We start from the raw sequence: 22,486 nt of genomic DNA, 5'->3' as shown, positions 1-22,486 counted from the left end.
TATATATTCTAATTCCCTTTTCTTCTTGCATATAGTTGCAATTCTTCTTTTGAATATAACTAAAACACGAACGTTATTGACTACTAATAAAAAAACATTCGATTATTTATTGACATTGTTTATGAAATATTGTTAATATAACCATAGAAACAATAATATAAGACCTCATATAATCGCGGGGATATGGCCTGCAAGTCTCTACCTAACGACCGTTATTCGTTAGACTATGAGGGAAAGTCACTCGGTATTTTTCTATTCACAAGGGATACGTATGCCTGAGTAGAGCGCTTTCTCTCATAGTAAAAGAGAAACTGTTCTATTTCAGGCTTTTTTTATTTGAATCGGGGGGATTCTAATATGAAATCACTAGTTGGAGTCATAATGGGAAGCACGTCAGACTGGGAAACAATGAAATATGCTTGTGACATTTTAGATGAATTAAATATACCGTATGAGAAAAAAGTTGTATCCGCTCATCGGACTCCGGATTATATGTTTGAATATGCAGAGACGGCTCGTGAACGTGGATTGAAAGTTATTATTGCTGGAGCTGGTGGAGCAGCACATTTACCAGGAATGGTTGCAGCGAAGACAAATCTTCCTGTAATTGGAGTTCCAGTTCAATCAAAAGCATTAAACGGCTTAGATTCATTATTATCCATCGTCCAAATGCCAGGAGGTGTTCCAGTTGCAACTGTTGCAATTGGTAAAGCCGGTTCAACGAATGCTGGATTACTTGCCGCACAAATACTTGGATCATTCCATGATGATATACATGATGCATTAGAATTGAGACGAGAAGCGATTGAAAAAGATGTGCGTGAAGGTAGTGAGCTAGTATGACGAGGATCATTTTACCTGGAAAAACAATCGGTATTATTGGAGGCGGCCAGCTAGGAAGAATGATGGCATTGGCAGCTAAGGAAATGGGATATAAAATTGCTGTTTTAGATCCTACAAAGCATTCACCATGTGCACAAGTTGCTGATATTGAAATTGTTGCACCATATGATGATTTAAAAGCAATTCAGCATTTAGCAGAGATAAGTGATGTTGTCACATATGAATTTGAGAATATTGATTATAGATGTTTACAATGGCTTGAAAAACATGCGTACTTACCACAAGGTAGTCAGTTGTTAAATACAACGCAAAATCGTTTTACAGAAAAGAATGGGATTGAGAAGGCTGGGTTACCAGTAGCAACGTATAGATTAGTTCAAAATCAAGATCAGCTTACAGAAGCAATTGCTGAGTTATCATTCCCTTCCGTCTTAAAAACGACGACAGGTGGATATGATGGGAAAGGACAAGTTGTTTTAAGAAGTGAAGCTGATGTTGAGACAGCAAGAAATCTTGTGGATAAAGCAGAATGTATTTTAGAGAAATGGGTGCCTTTTGAAAAAGAAGTATCAGTTATTGTGATTCGTAGTGTAAGTGGTGAAACAAAAGTGTTTCCAGTAGCAGAAAATATTCATGTAAATAACATTTTACATGAATCTATCGTTCCAGCTCGCATTACAGAAGAGCTTTCTCAAAAAGCAATTGCTTATGCAAAGGTACTTGCGGATGAATTAGAACTTGTGGGAACACTAGCTGTAGAGATGTTTGCTACAGATAATGGTGAGATTTATATTAATGAATTAGCGCCAAGACCTCACAATTCAGGACACTATACACAGGATGCATGTGAGACGAGTCAATTTGGTCAACATATTCGAGCAATCTGTAATTTACCTCTAGGAGAAACAAATTTGTTAAAACCAGTTGTCATGGTAAACATTTTAGGCGAACATATAGAAGGGGTCCTAAGACAAGTGAATAGATTAACCGGGTGCTATTTACACTTGTATGGAAAAGAAGAAGCAAAAGCACAGCGAAAAATGGGGCATGTTAATATTTTAAATGATAATATTGAAGTCGCTCTAGAAAAAGCGAAGAGTTTGCATATTTGGGACCATCAAGAACAACTGTTGGAGGGAAAAAGATGATTAGTCGTTATACACGCCCAGAAATGGGTGCAATTTGGACGGAAGAGAACAAATTTAAAGCATGGTTAGAAGTTGAGATTTTAGCTTGTGAAGCATGGGCTGAGCTTGGCGATATTCCAAAAGAAGATGTTAAGAAAATTCGTGAGCATGCATCATTTGATATTGATCGTATTTATGAAATTGAAAAAGAAACACGTCATGACGTAGTTGCATTCACTCGTGCTGTATCAGAAACGCCAGCATTAGGTGAGGAACGTAAATGGGTTCATTACGGTTTAACATCTACAGACGTAGTAGATACAGCATTATCTTACATCTTAAAACAAGCGAATGAAATTATATTAAAAGACTTAGAGAACTTTGTAAGCATTTTAGCTAACAAAGCGAAAGAGCATAAATACACAATCATGATGGGAAGAACACATGGTGTTCATGCAGAACCAACAACATTTGGTTTAAAACTTGGTCTTTGGTATGAAGAAATGAAACGTAACGTAGAGCGTTTCAAACAAGCTGCTGATACAGTTCGTGTTGGTAAACTATCTGGTGCGGTTGGTACATATGCAAATATCGATCCATTCGTAGAAAAATATGTTTGTGAAAACTTAGGATTAGAAGCAGCACCAATTTCAACACAAACATTGCAACGTGATCGTCACGCACACTACATGTCAACACTTGCACTAATTGCAACATCTATCGAAAAGATGGCAGTTGAGATTCGTGGTTTACAAAAGAGTGAAACACGTGAAGTTGAAGAGGCTTTCGCAAAAGGTCAAAAAGGTTCTTCTGCAATGCCACATAAACGTAATCCAATTGGTTCTGAAAATATGACTGGTTTAGCTCGTGTTATCCGCGGTTATATGATGACAGCTTACGAAAATGTTCCATTATGGCATGAGCGTGACATTTCTCACTCTTCGGCAGAACGTGTAATTTTACCAGATGCTACAATCGCATTAAATTACATGTTAAATCGCTTTGGTAATATCGTTAAAAACTTAACTGTATACCCAGAGAATATGAAACGCAATATGACAAGAACATACGGCTTAATTTATTCTCAGCGCGTAATGCTTACACTAATCGACAAAGGTATGGTACGTGAAGAAGCTTATGATATCGTACAGCCTAAAGCGATGGAAGCCTGGGAAACACAAGTACAATTTAAAGAGCTTGTAGAAGCTGATGAGCGTATTACAAGCAAGTTAACACAAGAAGAAATTAATGAATGCTTCAACTATGAGCATCATATGCAACACGTTGATACAATCTTTGAACGCCTTGGATTAAACGAAGCGTAAAATTTCATATGGCACAGAATAGAGTCATTCTGTGCCATTCTTTATAAAAACATTATTCACATTTTTCAAACTACAGGGGGCTTGCGAAATGCAAAAGCTAGAATTGCTGTATGAAGGTAAGGCAAAAAGAATTTATCGTACAGAATCAGCAGATATGGTTTGGGTAGAGTACAAAGATAGTGCGACTGCTTTCAATGGGGAGAAAAAAGAGACGATTACAGGAAAAGGTCGTTTGAACAATGAAATTACAACTTTATTGTTCAGAAAGTTACAAGAAGTGGGAATTAAAACACATTTTGTTGAGAAGTTATCTGAAACAGAACAACTTGTTAAAAAAGTGAGTATTATTCCTTTAGAAGTTGTCACAAGAAATGTAATTGCAGGAAGTCTTTCAAAACGATTAGGAATGGAAGAGGGAACTGTACTTGCAGAACCAATCGTAGAATTTTACTTCAAAGATGATGATTTAGGAGATCCGCTTGTAACGGAAGATCATATTCGTGTATTAAACGTTGCATCACCAGAGCAAGTAAGTGTATTACGAGATATGGCTCTACAAATCAATCAAGTGTTGATTGATCATTTCGCAAGCTGTCGTGTAAGATTAGTAGATTTCAAATTAGAGTTTGGTGTAACGGAAGAAGGAGAAATCATTTTAGCGGATGAAATTTCACCGGATACTTGCCGTTTATGGGATGAAACGAGCAATGAAAAGTTTGATAAAGACGTATTCCGTCGCGATCTTGGAAATTTAACAGATGCTTATGAAGAGATTTTAAAACGTTTAGGGGGAATTTCACATGTATAAAGTTAAGGTATATGTAACATTAAGAGAAAGCGTATTAGATCCACAAGGAACAGCAGTAAAAGGAGCACTTCATAGTCTTTCATTCACAGAAGTACAAGATGTTCGAATCGGAAAGTACATGGAACTAACAATTGATAAATCTGTATCTGATTTAGATAGCAAGGTAAAGGAAATGTGTGAAAAACTATTAGCGAACGTTGTAATGGAAGACTTCCGTTATGAAGTTGAGGAGGTTGTCGCACAGTGAAATTTGCCGTAATAGTATTTCCGGGTTCGAACTGTGATGTCGATATGTTCCATGCAATTAAAGATGAGCTTGGCGAAGAAGTAGATTACGTTTGGCACGATACAGAGAATTTAGATGAATATGATGCAATTCTACTACCAGGCGGATTTTCTTATGGTGACTACTTACGCTGCGGTGCTATCTCTCGCTTTGCTAATGCAATGAAAGCAGTGCAAAAAGCTGCTGAGCAAGGAAAGCCGATTTTAGGTGTATGTAATGGATTCCAGATTCTTGTTGAATCAGGATTACTACCAGGAGCGTTAATGAGAAACGAAAACTTAAAATTTATGTGTCGCACTGTTCAGTTGCGTGTTGAAAATAATGAAACGATGTTTACATCACAATATGGAAAAGATGAAGTAATTAATATTCCAATCGCGCATGGTGAGGGGAATTACTATTGTGATGAAGCGACGCTTAAACAATTAGAAGAGAACAATCAAATCGCATTCCGTTACGTAGAAAACCCTAACGGTAGCGTTTCAGATATTGCTGGTATTGTAAATGAAAAAGGAAATGTACTTGGTATGATGCCACATCCAGAGCGTGCTGTAGATGAATTACTTGGCGGTGCTGAAGGGTTAAAAGTCTTTCAATCTATCTTAAAACAGTGGAGGGAAACATATGTCGTTAATGCTTGAACCAAATCCAACACAAATTAAAGAAGAGCGTATATATGCGGAAATGGGGCTAACAGACGAAGAGTTTGCCATGGTTGAAAAGATTTTAGGTCGTCTGCCAAATTATACAGAAACAGGGTTATTCTCTGTAATGTGGTCTGAACATTGTAGTTATAAAAATTCGAAACCAGTTCTTCGTAAGTTTCCAACTACAGGTGAGCGCGTTCTGCAAGGACCTGGAGAAGGTGCTGGAATTGTAGATATCGGTGATAATCAAGCAGTTGTATTTAAAATGGAAAGTCATAACCATCCTTCAGCTATTGAACCATATCAAGGAGCTGCAACAGGTGTTGGTGGTATTATTCGTGACGTATTCTCTATGGGAGCACGCCCGGTAGCTCTATTAAACTCACTTCGTTTCGGTGAATTACAGTCACCACGTGTGAAATATTTATTCGAAGAAGTAGTAGCAGGAATTGCAGGATACGGTAACTGCATCGGTATTCCGACTGTTGGCGGCGAAGTACAATTTGATCCATGTTATGAAGGAAATCCACTTGTAAATGCAATGTGCGTAGGTTTGATTAACCACGAAGACATTAAAAAAGGGCAAGCGCACGGTGCTGGTAACACAGTAATGTACGTAGGAGCATCAACTGGTCGTGACGGTATTCACGGTGCAACATTCGCGTCGGAAGAACTATCTGAAAGCTCAGAAGCGAAACGTCCAGCGGTTCAAGTAGGGGATCCATTTATGGAAAAGCTTCTTATTGAAGCGTGTTTAGAATTAATTCAATCCGATGCACTTGTTGGAATTCAAGATATGGGTGCGGCTGGTTTAACATCATCATCTGCAGAAATGGCAAGTAAAGCAGGAATGGGTATTGAAATGTACTTAGATGATGTACCACAGCGTGAAACAGGAATGACACCATATGAAATGATGCTATCTGAATCACAAGAGCGTATGTTAATTGTCGTGAAAAAAGGTAGAGAACAAGAAATAGTAGATTTATTTGAGAAGTATGGTCTTGCAGCGGTTACGATGGGGAAAGTAACAGAAGATAAAATGCTTCGTTTATTCCATAAAGGTGAAAAGGTAGCTGAAGTTCCAGCAGATGCTTTAGCAGAAGAAGCACCAATTTATCATAAGCCATCAAAAGAAGCAGCATACTTTGCTGAATTCCAAGCAATGAAAATGGAAACGCCAAAAGTAGAAAATTATAAAGAAACGTTATTCGCTTTATTACAGCAACCAACAATTGCAAGTAAAGAGTGGGTATACGATCAATACGATTACCAAGTTCGCACAAGCACAGTTGTTACGCCAGGTTCAGATGCTGCAGTTGTACGTGTACGCGGTACAGAAAAAGGATTAGCAATGACGACAGATTGTAACTCTCGCTACATTTATCTAGACCCAGAGATGGGCGGTAAAATTGCAGTAGCAGAGGCAGCGCGTAATATCGTATGTTCTGGCGGAGAGCCACTTGCAATTACAGATTGCTTAAACTTCGGGAACCCAGAAAAACCAGAAATCTTCTGGCAGATTGAGAAATCAGTAGACGGTATGAGTGAAGCTTGTCGCACATTGCAAACACCAGTTATCGGCGGAAACGTATCGATGTATAACGAGCGTAGTGGTGAAGCTGTATATCCAACACCAACTGTTGGGATGGTCGGACTTGTGCATGACTTAAAACATGTAACAACACAAGAGTTTAAGCAAGCTGGTGATTTAGTGTATGTAATTGGTGAGACGAAAGCTGAGTTTGGCGGAAGTGAATTACAGAAAATGATTCACGGCAAAATTTTCGGTCAATCACCAAGTATCGATTTAGATGTAGAATTAAAACGCCAAAAACAAGTATTAGAAGCAATTCAAGCTGGTCTTGTTCAATCTGCACATGATGTTGCTGAAGGTGGTTTAGCAGTTGCGATTTCAGAAAGTGCGATTGGTGCTAAAGGCTTAGGTGCTACTGTGAAATTAGATGGAGAAGCAACAGCAGCATTATTCGCTGAATCACAGTCTCGTTTCGTGATAACTGTAAAACGTGAAAATAAAGAGGCGTTTGAGAAAGTGGTAGAAGCAATCCAAGTTGGAGAAGTAACAAGTACAAATGAAGTAACAATTCATAATGAAGAAAATGAAGTATTACTTACAGCAAATGTAGATGAAATGAGAAAGGCTTGGAAAGGGGCAATCCCATGCTTGCTGAAATAAAGGGGTTAAACGAAGAATGTGGCGTTTTCGGAATTTGGGGGCATGAAAATGCAGCACAAGTTTCATACTACGGATTGCACAGTTTACAGCACCGTGGGCAAGAAGGCGCAGGCATTGTCGTAAATAATGGGGAAAAAATCGTCGGTCACAAGGGGTTAGGTTTAATATCAGAAGTGTTTTCAAGAGGTGAGCTAGAAGGATTAAATGGAAAATCAGCAATCGGACATGTACGATATGCAACAGCTGGTGGAAGTGAAGTTGCTAACGTTCAACCATTGTTGTTCCGTTTTTCCGATCATAGTATGGCGTTAGCTCATAACGGAAATTTAATTAATGCAAAAATGCTTCGTCGTGAATTAGAAGCAGAGGGCAGTATTTTTCAAACTAGTTCAGATACAGAAGTACTTTTACATCTTATTAAACGTAGCACGAAAGATTCTTTAATTGAAAGTGTAAAAGAGGCTTTAAATAAAGTGAAAGGTGCGTTTGCGTATCTTTTACTAACTGGAAATGAAATGATCGTTGCATTAGATCCGAATGGGTTCCGTCCGCTTTCAATTGGAAAGATGGGGGATGCTTACGTTGTAGCGTCAGAAACATGTGCTTTTGATGTAGTAGGTGCAACATACATTCGCGATGTAGAACCGGGTGAATTACTTGTCATTAATGATGAAGGAATTCACGTGGATCGTTTCACAAATGATGTAGAACATGCAATTTGCAGTATGGAATACATTTACTTTGCACGCCCAGATTCAAATATTGCTGGTGTTAACGTCCATGCAGCACGTAAGAATATGGGGAAACGTTTAGCGGCAGAAGCTCCTATTGAAGCAGATGTTGTTACTGGTGTACCAGACTCTAGTATTTCAGCTGCGATTGGCTATGCGGAGGCGACAGGTATTCCATATGAGTTAGGATTAATTAAAAATCGTTACGTTGGACGTACGTTTATTCAACCTTCTCAAGAACTGCGCGAGCAAGGGGTTAAGATGAAGCTTTCCGCAGTAAGAGGTGTAGTTGAAGGGAAACGAGTTGTTATGATTGATGACTCTATCGTAAGAGGAACGACAAGTAAACGAATTGTTCGTATGCTTCGTGAGGCTGGAGCGACAGAAGTTCACGTAAGAATTGCTTCACCACCTCTGAAATATCCATGTTTCTATGGCATTGATATTCAAACGAGAAAAGAATTAATTGCAGCAAATCATACAGTAGAAGAAATCCGTGAAATGATCGGAGCAGATTCTTTAACATTTTTAAGTGAAGATGGATTAGTAGATGCAATTGGACGTCCATATGAAGGGAAATATGGCGGCCTATGCATGGCTTACTTTAATGGGGACTATCCAACAGCTCTTTATGATTATGAGCAAGAGCTTTTAGAAAGCATGAAATAAGAAAAGTGAGAAAAGCTTCTACTTCTTTTGATGTAGGAGCTAGATCCTTTCTTAAAATAGCCCGCCCTGGATGGGGAGAAATTAAAAGACGAGGTGTAAATAACGATGGCGAATGCATATAAGCAAGCAGGAGTAGATATTGAAGCTGGATATGAAGCGGTATCTCGCATGAAAAAACACGTACAAACAACTATGAGAAAAGAAGTACTAGGCGGTTTAGGCGGTTTTGGAGGTATGTTTGATCTATCAAAATTTGCATTAGAAGAACCTGTATTAGTATCTGGAACAGATGGCGTGGGAACGAAATTGATGCTCGCTTTTATGGCAGATAAACATGACACAATTGGTATTGATGCAGTAGCAATGTGTGTAAATGATATTGTTGTCCAAGGAGCAGAGCCGCTTTTCTTCCTTGATTATATTGCTTGTGGTAAAGCTGAACCTAGTAAAATTGAAAACATCGTCAAAGGTATATCAGAGGGCTGTCGCCAAGCTGGTTGTGCATTAATCGGTGGAGAAACAGCTGAAATGCCAGGAATGTATTCTACGGAAGAATATGATTTAGCTGGTTTTACAGTTGGGATTGTTGATAAAAAGAAAATTGTAACAGGTGAAAAGATTGAAGCTGGTCACGTGCTAATTGGCTTAGCATCTAGCGGTATTCATAGCAATGGTTACTCTTTAGTACGAAAAGTGTTATTAGAAGATGGGGAACTATCTTTAGAGCGTATTTATGGCCGCTTAGAACTACCTCTTGGTGAAGAATTATTAAAACCAACGAAAATTTATGTCAAACCTATTTTAGAACTATTGAAGAAACATGAAGTATACGGTATGGCGCATATTACAGGTGGTGGATTTATTGAAAATATTCCACGCATGTTGCCAGAAGGAATCGGTGCTGAGATTGAACTAGGATCTTGGGAAATTCAGCCGATCTTTAGTTTGCTTCAAGAAGTTGGAAAACTGGAAGAGAAAGAAATGTTCAATATTTTTAACATGGGTATTGGTATGGTAGTAGCAGTGAAGGAAGAAGATGCAAAAGATGTTGTTCGTCTTCTTGAAGAGCAAGGAGAAATGGCTCGTATTATTGGACGTACTATACAAGGAGCTGGCGTTACTTTTAATGGGGGCACAGCACTATGAGTAGATTAGCAGTTTTTGCTTCTGGAAGCGGATCTAACTTTCAATCTCTCGTTAATGCGGTAGAAGAAAAAAGATTGGATGCAGAAATTAGTTTATTAGTATGTGATAAACCAGAAGCACGCGCTGTTGGACGGGCAAATTATCATCATATTCCGTGTTTTGCTTTTTCAGCGAAAGCATATGAGTCAAAAGAAGCGTTTGAAAAAGAGATATTAAAGAAGCTAGAAGAATATGAAATTGATTATGTTATTTTAGCTGGATATATGCGTTTAATCGGGCCGACGTTACTAGAAGCATACGGCGGGAAGATTATTAATATTCATCCATCATTACTACCGAGCTTTCCGGGTAAAGATGCTGTCGGTCAAGCGTTAGAAGCAGGTGTGAAAGTAACTGGAGTAACAATTCATTATGTAGATGCAGGTATGGATACAGGGCCAATTATTGCACAAGAAGCAGTGGTTGTTTCTGAAGGGGATACGAGAGAAAGCTTACAAAAGAAAATTCAACAAGTTGAACATAAATTATACGTAAATACAGTGAATCAAATTGTTCAGTCTGTGAAAGAATCAACTGTTAACTAACATACAACCAGGGGTGAAGGATAAATGAAAAAGCGTGCATTAGTAAGTGTTTCAGATAAAACAGGAGTAGTAGAATTTGTTAAAGGGTTACTAGAACAAGGGATTGAAGTTATTTCAACAGGTGGTACGAAAAAGTTACTAGAAGAAAATGGCTTACAAGTAATCGGCATTTCTGAAGTAACTGGTTTCCCTGAAATTATGGATGGCCGTGTGAAAACATTACATCCAAATATTCATGGTGGTCTATTAGCAGTTCGTGATAATGAAACACATGTAACACAAATGAATGAGTTAGGTATAGAGCCAATTGACTTTGTTGTTGTTAACTTATACCCATTTAAAGAAACAATCGCTAAGCCTGATGTAACATTTGCTGATGCAATTGAAAATATTGATATCGGTGGCCCAACAATGATTCGCTCTGCTGCGAAAAATCATAAATTCGTATCGGTAATTGTAGATCCAGTAGATTATGATATTGTGTTAGCAGAACTGAAAGAGAACGGTGAAGTAGCAGAGGAAACAAAACGTAAACTAGCAGCGAAAGTATTCCGTCATACAGCAGCGTATGATGCGTTAATCTCTAACTACTTAACAGAGCAAATGGGTGAAGAAAGTCCAGAAACATTAACTGTGACATTTGAGAAAAAGCAAGACTTACGCTATGGCGAGAACCCACATCAAAAAGCAACTTTCTATAAAGCGCCATTCGCAGCAACGTCTTCTGTTGCATACGCAGAACAATTACACGGTAAGGAATTATCGTATAACAATATTAATGATGCAGACGCAGCGCTTAGCATCGTAAAAGAATTTACAGAACCAGCAGTAGTAGCAGTAAAGCATATGAATCCATGTGGTGTTGGAGTAGGAACTAATATTCACGAAGCATATACTCGTGCTTATGAAGCAGATCCAGTATCAATCTTCGGCGGTATTATTGCAGCAAATCGTGAAATTGATAAAGCTACAGCAGAAAAGTTACATGAAATTTTCTTAGAAATTGTTATCGCACCTTCGTTCTCGCAAGAAGCTTTAGAAGTGTTGCAAAGTAAGAAGAACTTACGTTTATTAACTATAAATATTGAAAAAGCGACAAGTGCAAGCAAAAAACTAACTTCTGTACAAGGTGGACTTCTTGTTCAAGAGGAAGATACGTTATCATTAGATGAAAGTACAATTTCAATTCCAACGAAACGTGAACCTTCAGAGCAAGAATGGAAAGATTTAAAACTCGCTTGGAAAGTTGTAAAACATGTGAAATCAAACGCAATTGTTTTAGCGAAAGATGATATGACAATTGGTGTCGGTGCGGGACAGATGAACCGTGTAGGTTCTGCAAAAATCGCAATTACACAAGCTGGTGAAAAAGCACAAGGTAGCGCGCTTGCATCTGATGCTTTCTTCCCAATGCCAGATACATTAGAAGAAGCAGCAAAAGCAGGAATTACAGCAATCATTCAACCGGGCGGATCAATCCGTGATGAAGATTCTATTAAAGTGGCAGATACTTATGGGATTGCTATGGTGTTCACTGGCGTACGTCATTTCAAACACTAATAGAGGATGTTAAAAAAGTCCGGTTAAGATAACCTTCGCATGTCGTCGTTGCATCGCCAGTGCGGTAATCATGTAGGAAAGCTACACTCCGTGTCCTCCTGGCAAATGCGCCTCGACCTGCTTGGTTCTCTTAATCCTCCTTTTTAAACCTTTATTGATATGGATGTTAAAAAAGTCCGGTCGAGATAACCTTTTATTGATATGAAAAAGCAAACTAGGAGCATAGCTTCTAGTTTGTACTTATTTAATTATTGGGGGATGAAATATGAATGTTTTAGTAATTGGCCGCGGTGGGCGTGAGCATGCTTTAGCTTGGAAGTTTGCACAATCTGAAAAAGTAGAAAAGGTATATGTAGCACCAGGTAATGAAGGTATGAGAGATGTTGCAACACCAGTTGATATTGATGAAAATGATTTTGATGCATTAGTTTTATTTGCAAAAGAGAATAATGTTGAGTTAACTTTCGTTGGACCAGAAATTCCGCTTATGAATGGAATTGTTGATCGTTTTAAAGAAGAGGGACTTCGCGTATTTGGTCCGAATAAAGCGGCTGCTGTTATTGAAGGTAGTAAAGCTTTTACAAAAGAGCTTATGAAAAAGTATGATATTCCAACTGCGGCGTACGAAACTTTTACAGATTATGAAGAAGCAGTACAGTACATTCAAAAAGTTGGTGCACCAATCGTTATTAAAGCTGACGGCCTAGCTGCTGGTAAAGGTGTAACGGTAGCGATGACGCTTGAAGAGGCATTACAAGCTGTGAAAGAAATGCTGCAAGATGTGAAATTCGGCGCGGCAAGTAAGAAGGTTGTTATTGAAGAGTTTTTAGATGGACAAGAATTTTCATTAATGGCATTCGTGAATGGAACAACTGTACATCCAATGGTAATCGCCCAAGATCATAAAAGAGCTTTTGATGGTGATAAAGGTCCAAATACGGGTGGAATGGGTGCATATTCTCCAGTACCACAAATTCCAGAATCAGCAGTTCAAGAAGCGATTCAAACCGTATTGCATCCAACTGCTAAGGCGATGATTGAAGAAAACCGTTCGTTTACAGGTATTTTATACGCAGGTCTTATTTTAACAAATGATGGTCCGAAGGTAATTGAATTTAATGCACGCTTCGGTGATCCTGAAACAGAAGTTGTATTACCTCGATTAGAAAACGATTTAGTTGATGTATGTAACGCTGTATTAGATGAAAGTGAACTAACGTTACAATGGTCAGAAGAAGCGGTAATCGGTGTTGTACTTGCTTCTAAAGGATATCCAGAAGCATATAAAAAAGGTGATATTATTAGCGGACTAGATGCACTGCAAGATGTGATTGTTTTCCATGCAGGTACAGCAATGAAACATGGGGACTTTGTAACGAACGGTGGCCGTGTATTATTTGTTGCTTGTAAGGCAAATAGTTTACAAGAAGCAAAAGATAAAGTATATAAAGAAATCGGTAAAATTGAGAGTGATGGTCTATTTTATCGAAGTGATATAGGATATCGTGCAATTGGGCATGAGATGACGAAAAGTTAATATGTAAAAATCCCGCTGAGGAATCAGCGGGATTTTTTATGCATCTTTATCTTTTTTTAATTTCCCTTTTTGCTTTGCCATTTCTCGAAGTAAATACTCGATGTGTGCATTGACGCTACGAAATTCATCATTTGCCCATTTTTCGATGACTGCGTGTAATTCAGGATCAATACGTAATGGAAAGCTTTTCTTTTTAGCCATAATTACTTATAGCCCTTAGTATAGGCTTCCTGTATTAATAACTGGCTGCGCACCTTTATCTGAAACGATGGCAACTAATAAGTTGTTTACCATATTTGCTTTACGCTCGTCATCGAGTTCTAGTACGCCTTCTTCATCTAACATATGGATGGAATCTTTCGCCATCTTCACAGCACCTTCAACAATTTCTTTTCTAGCAGCTAATACTGCTTTTGCTTGCTGGCGTTGTAGCATTGCATGGGCAATTTCTGTTGCGTAAGCTAAGTGCGTTAAACGAGTTTCTAATACTTCTACACCAGCAATTTCAAGACGCGCCTCTAACTCACGTTTTAATTCTTCAGAGATTTCTTCAGTATTTCCGCGTAACGTAACGCAGGTTTCATCTTGGAAATTGTCATAAGGATATTTTGTTGCAACATGGCGGATTGCCGTTTCGCTTTGAATTTCTACAAATCGATCATAATGTTCAACACCAAACATTGCTTTTGCAGAATCAACAACTTTATATACGATAACAGCTGCAATTTCAATTGGATTTCCATCAACGTCATTTACTTTTAATTTTTTACTGTTAAAGTTTTCAACACGTAAAGATACAGTTTGACGGAATGCGAACGGAATCGTTAAAAATAAACCGTTTTGACGAATTGTTCCTAAATAATTACCGAAGAACGTAATAACCTTCGCTTGATTCGGTTGAACAATACCGATACCTGTAGCGAGAACTGCGGCTAATATAATAGTTAGTGCCGCTCCTATGAAAATTTCTTGTGCAAGGAAAAATACACCGATAGCAGCTAAAATCAAAATTCCAATAATACCGAGAAAACCATTTACATAAAATACTTGTTTTTCTTTCATATGATCGCCTCCTGATATAAAAATGATATCACTTTTATATCATTTTAAGCAAGAGGTATGCATCTAATTTTCTGAATTTTATTGGTTGATATCTTTTATATACATTTTAAGGTTCAAAAAGAGAATATACGTTCTGTTTTATGGTAAAATAAAGAAGACTTAACCGCCCACTGCAGCAGCTAAGTCCCTTTGAGAGCATCTTGCATCGTGACAAATGATTCAAAGCGGTTTTGCCAGGATTATATCTTCAATCGCTGACTCAATCTCTTTGTCAGAAGCGTCATAACTTCCTTTTGACTCTGGCTTGTCATGAGTGGAAGTTTGATTCACTTCTTCTTTAGCATGTCCTTTTTCAGCAAAATTCATGCTAGGCATTTTAAATGCCCCCATGTTCATGTATTTTCCGAATTTCCACATTTCAACAACAGGGCAGAAACGAACAATTCCTTCTGCAACTTTCATTGCACCAATCCATAGAAAAATGTTAGACCAAGTGCACCACGGCTTGCGTACAAGTTTAGTTGCACTACATCCGAAGAGGACGAGCCCAAGTGTAATTCGAATTAGAGCGTTTATTGTCCCGATATTTTGCTTCATTAGAAAAACACTCCTTTTTATGAAAGTTGAAATAGATAATACTATTTCTTTTATTAGTATCCCGTTTGATTTTTGGGATATGTAATCCAACATTTGACGTGGAAAAAGATGTTGGAATGTGCGTGTGTGTAAGTAACTTTTTTTGTTATAATGAAAGAATGCATAAAAGAAACTTCAAAATTAAATCCTCTAGTTTAAAAAATATGGAAGAGGTAATTCCAAACTTAATTCTCCGTTTTAAATAAATATTTAAGATGAAGTTAAAACAATAATGATGAAAATAAACTGTTATTTTGAACAGAAATATATATAACTAGAGAAAAGGAAGGGTGTTTTCATGTACGATATTTCCGGATGGAAACATGTATTTAAGCTTGATCCAAATAAGGAGTTAAGCGATGAACATTTAGAAATGATTTGTGAGTCTGGAACTGATGCGGTTATTGTAGGCGGAAGTGATGGAGTTACAATTGATAACGTATTACACATGCTAGTTAGCATTCGTAGATATGCAGTTCCTTGTGTATTAGAGGTTTCTGATGTAGAAGCAATTACACCAGGATTTGATTTTTATTACATCCCAAGTGTTTTAAATAGCCGAAAAGTAGAATGGGTAACAGGTGTTCATCATGAGGCATTGAAAGAATTTGGGGATATTATGGACTGGGACGAAATTTTTATGGAAGGGTATTGTGTTTTAAATCCAGAAGCGAAAGTAGCCCAGCTTACAGAAGCGAAATGTGATGTAACAGAAGATGACGTTATTGCATATGCTCGTTTAGCAGACAAGCTATTACGTTTACCGATATTTTATTTAGAATATAGCGGTACGTATGGAGATGTTGAACTTGTTAAAAATGTAAAAGCAGAATTGAAACAAGCTAAGTTATATTATGGCGGTGGTATTTCTAATGCAGAACAGGCGAAAGAAATGGCACAATATGCTGATACAGTAGTTGTTGGAAATATTATTTATGATGATATAAAATCGGCGTTAAAAACAGTTAAAGCAGTAAAAGGAGAGTAGGTGCAGGCGTATATGAGTATGACAGATAAGTTATTAAACGGTTTAAATCCACAGCAACAAAAAGCAGTACAAACAACGAATGGACCACTTCTATTAATGGCAGGTGCAGGTAGTGGTAAGACACGTGTGTTAACACATCGTATTGCGTATTTACTTGGTGAAAAAGGTGTAGCACCATGGAATGTACTAGCTATTACCTTCACAAATAAAGCAGCTCGTGAAATGCGTGAGCGTATTGATACACTTGTGGGACCAGAAGCAGAAGATATTTGGATTTCGACGTTTCACTCTATGTGTGTACGTATTTTACGACGCGATATCGATCGTATTGGTATTAATCGTAACTTTACAATCTTAGATTCAGGTGATCAGCTAACTGTAGTCAAAAAAATTATGAAAGAGCGCAATGTTGATCCGAAGAAATTTGAGCCGCGCTCTATTTTAGCGGGTATTAGTAATGCGAAAAATGAACTGTTATCTGCGGATAAATATGCAAAAAAAATTACAATGGCTGATCCATATGAAAAATTAACGAGCGATGTATACACAGAGTATCAAAAACGTCTTTTGAAAAATAATTCATTAGACTTTGATGATTTAATTATGACGACGATTCAGCTATTTGAACGTGTTCCAGAAGTATTAGAGTTTTATCAGCGTAAGTTCCAATATATTCATGTTGATGAGTATCAAGATACGAATAAAGCGCAATATCTTCTTGTTAAACATTTGGCAGCGCGTTTTAAAAATCTTTGCGTTGTGGGTGACTCTGACCAGTCTATTTATCGCTGGCGTGGTGCAGATATTTCTAACATTTTGTCATTCGAAAAAGACTATGAGAATGCACAAGTAATTCTGTTAGAACAAAACTATCGTTCGTCACAAAATATTTTAAATGCAGCGAATGCTGTTATTGAAAAAAATACGAATCGTAAGCCGAAGAAATTATGGACAGACAATCAAGTTGGAAGTAAAATCTCGTATTATCGTGCTGCAACTGAAAAGGACGAAGCGTATTTTGTTGCAAAAAAAATTCGTGACGATATTCAAATGGGGAAACGAAAATATACTGATTTTGCAGTGCTATATCGTACGAATGCTCAGTCTCGTATGGTCGAGGAGATTTTCCTTAAATCTAACATTCCATATAAAATTGTCGGGGGTACGAAGTTCTACGATCGTAAAGAGATTAAAGATATTTTGGCGTACTTACGTTTAATCGGTAATCCAGATGATGAAATTAGTTTTGCACGTATTATAAATGTGCCAAAGCGTGGCATTGGTGCGACTTCTATCGATAAAATTATTAATTACGGTGTGCAAAATGGAATTTCATTAACTGCTGTATTTGATGAGATTGAGCATGTTGGAGTAAGTGCAAAAATTACAAAGGCAGTAAAAGAATTCGCGAATTTATTAAATAACTGGGTAAATATGCAAGAGTATTTATCTGTTACAGAATTAGTAGAAGAAGTTATTGAAAAAACAGGCTATCGCGATATGTTGAAAAATGAACGTTCTTTAGAAGCGGAAGGTCGTTTAGAAAACTTAGACGAGTTCTTATCTGTTACGCAAACATTTGAATCTCAAAGCGAAGATAAGAGCCTTGTTGCATTCTTAACAGATTTAGCACTTGTTGCTGATATTGATCGTGTAGATGAAGACCCAACTGCTGGTGAAGAAGTTATTTTAATGACGATGCACTCGGCGAAAGGATTAGAGTTCCCGATTGTCTTTATTGTTGGCTTAGAGGAAGGGATATTCCCTCATACTCGTTCTCTTATGGAAGAGGATGAAATGCAAGAAGAACGTCGTCTTGCTTATGTAGGTATTACTCGTGCAGAAGAAGAGCTATATTTATCTAACGCGCAAATGCGTACATTATTTGGTAGAACAAGTATGAACGCTGCGTCTCGATTTATTACAGAAATCCCGACAGAACTAGTGGAATCATTAAATGAAACAGCGCCGAAGCGTGAAACATCGTTTGGTACAAAAGGCAGAACGGCAAGTAGCGGCAAAACGACAATCACAACAGCAACACGCTCTCGTTCAGCTTTCGCGCGCCCTGCAGCTAAGACGACAGGCGGCGAACAAATTGGCTGGGCAGTAGGAGATAAAGCTTCCCACCAAAAATGGGGAGTCGGTACAGTTGTAAGTGTAAAAGGTGAAGGTGATGCAAAAGAATTAGATATTGCGTTCCCAAGCCCAATTGGTGTTAAACGTTTGTTAGCAAAATTTGCACCTGTGACGAAACAATAGGAAAGGAATGAGGATATGTCAAAAGAGATAGTAAAAAAACGTATAGAAGAATTACGTGACTTGTTAAATACATTTAACTATCAATATCACGTATTAGACAATCCTTCTGTTTCTGATGCGGAATATGACCGTAATATGCAGGAGCTTATAAAATTAGAAGCAGAGAACCCAGAGTTTATGAGTGAAGATTCTCCCTCCGTTCGCGTTGGGGGGACTGTTCTTGATATATTTGAAAAAGTAACACATAAGTCACCAATGTTAAGTTTAGGAAATGCATTTAACGAAGGAGATTTACGTGATTTCGACAGAAGAGTACGTCAAGGAATTGATGGTGCGAATGTAAGATATATATGTGAATTAAAAATTGACGGGCTTGCCGTTTCGCTTCATTATGAAAAAGGACGCTTCATTCAAGGGGCGACACGTGGTGATGGTGTAACGGGTGAAGATATTACTCAAAATTTAAAAACGATTAAAGCTATCCCACTTCGTTTAAATGAAGAAGTAACGTTAGAAGCAAGAGGCGAAGCTTATATGCCGAAGCGTTCATTCGTTAAACTAAATGAAGAAAAAGAGCAAAATGGAGAAGATGTATTTGCGAATCCGCGTAATGCAGCAGCAGGTTCAATACGTCAACTTGATCCGAAAATTGCAGCGAAGCGTAACTTATCTATGTTTGTGTATGGTCTTGCGAATGTAGAAGAAAAAACAATTTCATCACATAGTGAATCGCTGGATTTCTTAGGTGAACTTGGATTTAAGACAAATCCAAATCGCCGTACATGTGAAACAATTGAAGAAGTTATAGCTTATGTAGAAGAATGGCAAGAAAAACGTCCGCATCTTGATTATGAGATTGATGGAATCGTTATAAAAGTAGATGATGTTGCTCTTCAAGAAAGTCTAGGAACTACAGCGAAGAGTCCAAGGTGGGCGATTGCTTATAAATTTCCGGCTGAAGAAGTTGTAACGAGATTAACAGGCATTGAATTAAGTGTTGGCCGAACAGGGGTTGTAACACCGACTGCAGAACTAGAGCCAGTGAGAGTTGCTGGTACGATTGTTCGTCGTGCTTCTTTACATAATGAAGATTTAATTCGTGAAAAAGACATTCGAATTGGTGACTACGTTGTTGTGAAGAAGGCTGGAGATATTATTCCTGAAGTTGTGAACGTTATTTTTGATAAGCGTACTGGTGAGGAAGAAGAATACCGCATGCCAACTCATTGTCCAGCATGTGAGAGTGAACTTGTTCGTTTAGAAGAAGAAGTAGCACTTCGTTGTATAAATCCAACTTGTCCTGCTCAAATTCGAGAAGGGTTAATCCATTTCGTTTCAAGAAATGCAATGAATATTGATGGACTTGGAGAACGTGTCATTACACAACTCTTTGATGCTGATTACATTCGTACATTTGCTGATTTATATGCATTGACGAAAGAGCAATTATTACAGTTAGAACGTTTTGGTGAAAAATCAGCAACAAACTTAATACAAGCAATTGAAAATTCTAAAGAAAACTCGTTAGAGCGATTATTATTTGGTCTTGGAATTCGCCACGTTGGAGCGAAAGCAGCACGTACATTTGCAGAGCACTTTGAAACGATGGATGAGCTTGTAAAAGCAACGGAAGAAGAACTAAAAGCAATTAATGAAATTGGCGAAAAAATGGCTCAATCTGTTGTGACATATTTTGATAATGAAGATGTATTAGAGTTATTACAGCAGTTTAAAGAGTATGGCGTGAATATGACATACAAAGGTATAAAAATTGCAGATTTACAAAATGTTGAATCTTACTTCGCAGGAAAAACGGTTGTTTTAACAGGTAAGCTAGAAGTTATGGGACGAAGTGAAGCGAAGAAGAAGATTGAGGCATTAGGTGGAAAAGTAACAGGAAGTGTTAGTAAGAGTACGGATTTAGTTGTTGCAGGTGAAGCAGCTGGTTCGAAATTAGCACAAGCGGAGAAACATAATGTTGAGGTTTGGAATGAAGAGAGGTTCTTACAAGAGCTAAATAAGTAAGAGGTGCAAACTTACCATGAAAAAAATAGCATTAGCGGTATTAAGCCTTGGCCTACTTGTAAGTGGGTGTAGTGCAGGTGCCGACAAAGATGAAAAAGTGGCTGGGAAATCGGGGAAAGCAAAAGAACAATCAGTTGTTCCAAAATACGCTATTTCGGATGAATATTATAAGACGACTATTCCATTTGATGGTGGAAAGGCACGTGGTTTAGTGGTGCAAGGGTTAAATAGTCGCCTTGATATAGATGAATTTGAAACAGGATTAATGCGAATTGCAAAAGAATCATTTAGTACGAAAGATAATTTTTTAAAAGGCGGAAAAGCTCTAGATACTCAAACTATACAGATGCTTGTTAAAAGAAAACGTACAGATGCTGAACAAAAGGAACTAGAGGAAAAATTAAAAAAAGATGCAGTTAAATTTCCTAATATAGGATTAAATCCTGCATTAGGAACAGGATCCGAATCACTAGAAGTGAAAAATAAAAAAAATCCAATATATATTTCAAATATTTTAGAGCATGATTATTATGTGAAAAAAGGCGATAACGGCGAGGAACGTGTTGGTATGGTAGTTGGATTAGCGATGAATTCTGTTCAATATTTTAACGAAGAGCATGGTTACCCACGTGAAGCTGCAATCCCAGATGAAAAGATGTTAGCTGAAGGGAAAAAAATGGCGCAAGAAATTTTGAAAGTCATACATCAAAAAGAACCTGAAACAAAAAATATTCCGATAACATTTGCGATTTATCGCCAAGCTCCAAAGTCTTCGCTCGTGCCAGGTAATTTTGTTTCTTATGCAAATGTCGAAAAAGGTAGTGAAACGGTTGAAGATTGGAAACAAATTAATGAAAAATATTATTTGTTCCCATCAGAGCAAGCGAAAACAGATAATAAACGTGAAGATCTTGCAAGAGTATCCAACTTTAAGGCAAAACTAAGCGATTATTTCCAAGGCGACTATACAGCTGTTATTGGTACTGGTATGTATAGAGATGATGAATTAAGAGAAATGAAGCTTGATATTCCTGTCCAGTTTAATGGAAAAGCTGAAATAGTTGGTTTTACACAATATGTGGCAGGGCTTGTTATGGAATACTTCCCGAATTATATGAAAGTACAAGTAACGATTAAATCTGTAGAACGCCCAGAAGCTATTATTATACGTGAAGCAAAACAAGATGAACCACTTGTGAAAATTTTAGATTAAATATGAAGGCTGTTCCTCTATGGAACAGCTTTTTTTCTTATGTAATTTTGTTATAATTTAAAATGTTGTAAAAAATAGGGGTAAGGGGTAAAGCTCATGGAAGAATTAAGTTTTCAAGTCATTATTTTATTAATTGCATTCGGTTTTTTAGCAGCTTTTATTGATTCCGTTGTTGGAGGAGGAGGGTTAATTTCGCTTCCTGCACTTATGTTTGTTGGTCTATCGCCAGCTTCGGCAATTGCAACGAATAAATTAGCGGCAACAATGGGGACGTTTACGAGTGCGATGTATTTCATTCGATCAGGAAAAGTTGATTTTAAAATTGTAGGAAAGTTAATCCCGTTAACTATTGTTGGAGCTGTTGCAGGTGCTTTAGTAGTAAAATTTATTCCATCGGATATTTTACGCCCATTAGTACTTGTAATGTTGGTATTTATTGCTATTTATATTATTGCAAAAAAGAATTGGGGAAGTGTGTCTACCTATAAGAAGATGACGCAAAGAAAAACATTAATATTTTTCTTTGCTATTTTAATGATAGGATTTTATGATGGTTTTTTTGGACCAGGGACAGGGTCGTTTTTAATTTTTGTATTTTTATTAATTGGCTTGGATTTTATTCAAGCGGCAGCATCTGGAAAACTTTTGAACTTTGTTAGTAATATTGTATCTTTAATTACTTTTTTATTCTTAGACATAATTCATTTTGAATACGGTATTATCATGGGATTATCAATGATCTTAGGTGCTTATTTTGGATCGAAGTTTGCGGTTCAAAAAGGTGTTGGATATGTAAGGACTTTATTTTTGTTAGTTACTATATTATTGATCGGGAAAAAT

Annotated in this window: 20 protein-coding genes and 1 riboswitch; of the genes, 17 read left to right on the top strand and 3 right to left on the bottom strand. The window is 37.4% G+C overall.

The window, feature by feature from the left end; all coding sequences use genetic code 11:
• The first annotated feature begins 145 nt into the window (after window positions 1-145).
• A riboswitch (purine riboswitch) is annotated at window positions 146-247 on the top strand.
• A 110-nt stretch (window positions 248-357) separates the two neighbouring features.
• The 12 genes from purE (at window position 358) to purD (ending at window position 13,460) form a co-directional block, all read left to right on the top strand.
• Window positions 358-843 (top strand): 5-(carboxyamino)imidazole ribonucleotide mutase, encoded by a 486-nt coding sequence (purE, locus tag ACQGSG_RS17090; RefSeq protein WP_000839367.1) that lies wholly within the window; start codon window positions 358-360, stop codon window positions 841-843.
• Window positions 840-1,991 (top strand): 5-(carboxyamino)imidazole ribonucleotide synthase, encoded by a 1,152-nt coding sequence (gene purK, locus ACQGSG_RS17085; RefSeq protein ID WP_098605815.1) that lies wholly within the window; start codon window positions 840-842, stop codon window positions 1,989-1,991. Before purE ends, purK begins: the two co-directional genes overlap by 4 nt.
• Complete coding sequence (gene purB, locus ACQGSG_RS17080; RefSeq protein WP_000625682.1) at window positions 1,988-3,295, top strand: adenylosuccinate lyase; 1,308 nt, start codon at window positions 1,988-1,990, stop codon at window positions 3,293-3,295. The genes purK and purB overlap by 4 nt, the downstream gene beginning before the upstream one ends.
• Before the next feature lie 88 nt (window positions 3,296-3,383).
• Window positions 3,384-4,103: a phosphoribosylaminoimidazolesuccinocarboxamide synthase gene (gene purC, locus ACQGSG_RS17075; protein WP_001170544.1), complete on the top strand. Its 720-nt coding sequence runs from the start codon at window positions 3,384-3,386 to the stop codon at window positions 4,101-4,103.
• Window positions 4,096-4,350 (top strand): phosphoribosylformylglycinamidine synthase subunit PurS, encoded by a 255-nt coding sequence (gene purS / locus ACQGSG_RS17070; protein ID WP_000278823.1) that lies wholly within the window; start codon window positions 4,096-4,098, stop codon window positions 4,348-4,350. Before purC ends, purS begins: the two co-directional genes overlap by 8 nt.
• Window positions 4,347-5,030, top strand: a complete 684-nt coding sequence (gene purQ, locus ACQGSG_RS17065) for a phosphoribosylformylglycinamidine synthase subunit PurQ (protein WP_000666787.1) — start codon at window positions 4,347-4,349, stop codon at window positions 5,028-5,030. The genes purS and purQ overlap by 4 nt, the downstream gene beginning before the upstream one ends.
• Window positions 5,014-7,233: a phosphoribosylformylglycinamidine synthase II gene (gene purL, locus ACQGSG_RS17060; protein ID WP_000055564.1), complete on the top strand. Its 2,220-nt coding sequence runs from the start codon at window positions 5,014-5,016 to the stop codon at window positions 7,231-7,233. Before purQ ends, purL begins: the two co-directional genes overlap by 17 nt.
• Window positions 7,218-8,633: an amidophosphoribosyltransferase gene (purF, locus tag ACQGSG_RS17055; protein WP_000879032.1), complete on the top strand. Its 1,416-nt coding sequence runs from the start codon at window positions 7,218-7,220 to the stop codon at window positions 8,631-8,633. Before purL ends, purF begins: the two co-directional genes overlap by 16 nt.
• A 105-nt stretch (window positions 8,634-8,738) precedes the next feature.
• Window positions 8,739-9,779: a phosphoribosylformylglycinamidine cyclo-ligase gene (gene purM / locus ACQGSG_RS17050; RefSeq protein WP_001262439.1), complete on the top strand. Its 1,041-nt coding sequence runs from the start codon at window positions 8,739-8,741 to the stop codon at window positions 9,777-9,779.
• Window positions 9,776-10,363, top strand: a complete 588-nt coding sequence (gene purN, locus ACQGSG_RS17045; protein ID WP_000088589.1) for a phosphoribosylglycinamide formyltransferase — start codon at window positions 9,776-9,778, stop codon at window positions 10,361-10,363. The genes purM and purN overlap by 4 nt, the downstream gene beginning before the upstream one ends.
• Window positions 10,364-10,387: 24 nt before the next feature.
• Entirely contained in the window at window positions 10,388-11,923 is a 1,536-nt protein-coding gene (gene purH / locus ACQGSG_RS17040; protein WP_000745434.1) for a bifunctional phosphoribosylaminoimidazolecarboxamide formyltransferase/IMP cyclohydrolase, read from the top strand.
• A 265-nt stretch (window positions 11,924-12,188) separates the two neighbouring features.
• Entirely contained in the window at window positions 12,189-13,460 is a 1,272-nt protein-coding gene (purD, locus tag ACQGSG_RS17035) for a phosphoribosylamine--glycine ligase (protein ID WP_001101977.1), read from the top strand.
• A gap of 36 nt (window positions 13,461-13,496) precedes the next feature.
• On the opposite strand, the gene ACQGSG_RS17030 is transcribed toward purD, so the two are convergent.
• From ACQGSG_RS17030 to ACQGSG_RS17020, 3 genes are all read right to left on the bottom strand, one after another.
• Window positions 13,497-13,661, bottom strand: coding sequence for a toxin-antitoxin system HicB family antitoxin (locus tag ACQGSG_RS17030; RefSeq protein ID WP_001085171.1), 165 nt, complete (start codon window positions 13,659-13,661; stop codon window positions 13,497-13,499).
• A gap of 15 nt (window positions 13,662-13,676) precedes the next feature.
• On the bottom strand, window positions 13,677-14,522 hold the full coding sequence (locus ACQGSG_RS17025) for an SPFH domain-containing protein (RefSeq protein WP_000660669.1): 846 nt from the start codon (window positions 14,520-14,522) through the stop codon (window positions 13,677-13,679).
• A gap of 219 nt (window positions 14,523-14,741) precedes the next feature.
• A complete protein-coding gene (locus ACQGSG_RS17020; RefSeq protein WP_000812345.1) occupies window positions 14,742-15,119 on the bottom strand; it encodes a YgaP family membrane protein in 378 nt (125 codons plus the stop codon).
• Window positions 15,120-15,456: 337 nt separating this feature from the next.
• Between ACQGSG_RS17020 and ACQGSG_RS17015 the strand changes: the two genes are divergently transcribed.
• The 5 genes from ACQGSG_RS17015 to ACQGSG_RS16995 all read left to right on the top strand — a co-directional run.
• On the top strand, window positions 15,457-16,146 hold the full coding sequence (locus tag ACQGSG_RS17015; protein ID WP_000272103.1) for a heptaprenylglyceryl phosphate synthase: 690 nt from the start codon (window positions 15,457-15,459) through the stop codon (window positions 16,144-16,146).
• Window positions 16,147-16,158: 12 nt separating this feature from the next.
• Window positions 16,159-18,408 carry a DNA helicase PcrA gene (gene pcrA / locus ACQGSG_RS17010; RefSeq protein WP_325842793.1) on the top strand — a complete coding sequence of 750 codons (2,250 nt, stop codon included), beginning with the start codon at window positions 16,159-16,161 and terminating at the stop codon, window positions 18,406-18,408.
• Window positions 18,409-18,423: 15 nt separating this feature from the next.
• Window positions 18,424-20,433: an NAD-dependent DNA ligase LigA gene (gene ligA / locus ACQGSG_RS17005; RefSeq protein WP_000031613.1), complete on the top strand. Its 2,010-nt coding sequence runs from the start codon at window positions 18,424-18,426 to the stop codon at window positions 20,431-20,433.
• 16 nt (window positions 20,434-20,449) lie between these two features.
• Window positions 20,450-21,646, top strand: a complete 1,197-nt coding sequence (locus ACQGSG_RS17000; protein WP_000717034.1) for a CamS family sex pheromone protein — start codon at window positions 20,450-20,452, stop codon at window positions 21,644-21,646.
• A gap of 96 nt (window positions 21,647-21,742) precedes the next feature.
• Window positions 21,743-22,486 (top strand): TSUP family transporter (locus tag ACQGSG_RS16995; protein ID WP_426947704.1); only part of this gene is annotated, 744 nt, incomplete at its 3' end.

The sequence above is a fragment of the Bacillus sp. GMa5/1 genome, assembly GCF_050172015.1.
In the GTDB taxonomy this organism is placed as follows: Bacteria; Bacillota; Bacilli; order Bacillales; family Bacillaceae_G; genus Bacillus_A; species Bacillus_A cereus.
This window is presented reverse-complemented; position numbering and strand designations above follow the sequence as displayed.